This window comes from Actinoplanes couchii, assembly GCF_016862075.1.
GTDB lineage: Bacteria > Actinomycetota > Actinomycetes > Mycobacteriales > Micromonosporaceae > Actinoplanes > Actinoplanes couchii.
Window position 1 is genome coordinate 1 of sequence record NZ_BOMG01000185.1, and the last position, 1,389, is coordinate 1,389.

At 65.9% G+C, this 1,389-nt stretch carries 1 protein-coding gene; it reads right to left on the bottom strand.

Annotated features, from left to right (window positions below; genetic code table 11):
* Positions 1-39: 39 nt before the first annotated feature.
* Positions 40-1,341, bottom strand: coding sequence for an IS256 family transposase (locus Aco03nite_RS52400; RefSeq protein ID WP_239146160.1), 1,302 nt, complete (start codon positions 1,339-1,341; stop codon positions 40-42).
* Positions 1,342-1,389: the final 48 nt, after the last annotated feature.

Here is a 1,389-nt window from a genome sequence, read left to right on the forward strand (position 1 = left end):
GGGTCTGTCAATATAACGGTGTAACTCGGTTGATATGGGTCAGCTGCGGGCTGCGGTGAGGCGTCCTTCGAAGGCGAGGTCGAAGGCGTTGAGGGCGGGTTTCCAGCGGGTGATCCAGCGGCGCCGCCCGGTGCCGGTCGGGTCGAGGGCCATCACGGCGAGGTAGACGCATTTCAGGGCGGCCTGCTCGTTCGGGAAGTGGCCGCGGGCCCGGACGGCCCGGCGGATCCGGGCGTTCACGCTCTCGATCGCGTTGGTCGAGCAGACGACCTTGCGGATCTCGGCGTCGAAGGCGAGGAAGGGCACGAACTCGGCCCAGGCGTTCTCCCAGAGCCGGACGATCGCCGGGTACCTGTCGCCCCAGGTCTCGGCGAATTCCAGGAATCGCTGTTCGGCGGCCTGTTCGGTCGGTGCGGTGTAGACCGGCTTCAACGCCTTGGCGATCGCGTCCCAGTGCTGGCGGCCCGCGTATCTGAACGAGTTGCGCAGTAGGTGGACCACGCAGGTCTGGACCACCGTCTTCGGCCAGACGGTGTTGATCGCGTCAGGCAGGCCGGTGAGACCGTCGCAGACGGCCATCAGCACGTCCTCGACGCCGCGGTTCTTCAGCTCGGTACACACCTGGAACCAGAACTTCGCGCCCTCGCCGCCGTCGCCGGCCCAGAGCCCGAGAATGTCGCGGGTGCCCTCGGCCGTGACCGCCAGAGCGACGTAGACCGGCCGGTTGGCGACCTTCCCATCGCGGATCTTGACGTTGATCGCGTCCAGGAACACGACCGGGTAGACGCGGTCCAGGGGCCGGTTCTGCCACTCGGCCATGCCGTCCATGACCTTGTCGGTGATCGTGGAGATCGTCTGGCGTGACACCTCGGCGCCATAGACCTCGGCCAGATGAGCGCTGATCTCACCCGTGGTCAGGCTTTTCGCGGACAGCGACAGGACCATGTCCTCGACGCCGGTCAGCCGCCGCTGCCGCTTACGGACGATCTGCGGCTCGAACGAGCCGTTCCGGTCCCGCGGCACGACGATCTCGACCGGGCCGACATCGGTCAGCACGGTCTTCGCCCGCGACCCGTTGCGGGAGTTCCCGCCGTCCTTACCGACCGGATCGTGTTTCTCATAGCCGAGATGGTCGGTGATCTCGCCTTCCATCGCAGCCTCGATCACCCGCTTGGTCAACTGCTGCAACAAGCCGCCGTCGCCGGTCAGCTGCAGACCCGCGGCACGAGCCTGCTCAACCAGACGGCCGACCAACTCGGCATCGACACCCGCCGGCGGGGTCGCTGGATCCTTCTTCTTCGCCACCGCGGAAGTATCCACGGTCTCAGTGATGACGGTCATCAGATGTGTCTCCTTGATCAGGAGTTACACCGTCTTTTGTACAGACCC

Coding starts and splice junctions, on each gene's coding strand:
- Aco03nite_RS52400 (WP_239146160.1), bottom strand. CDS start 1,341: ATGACCGTCATCACTGAGACCGTGGATACTTCCGCGGTGGCGAAGAAG.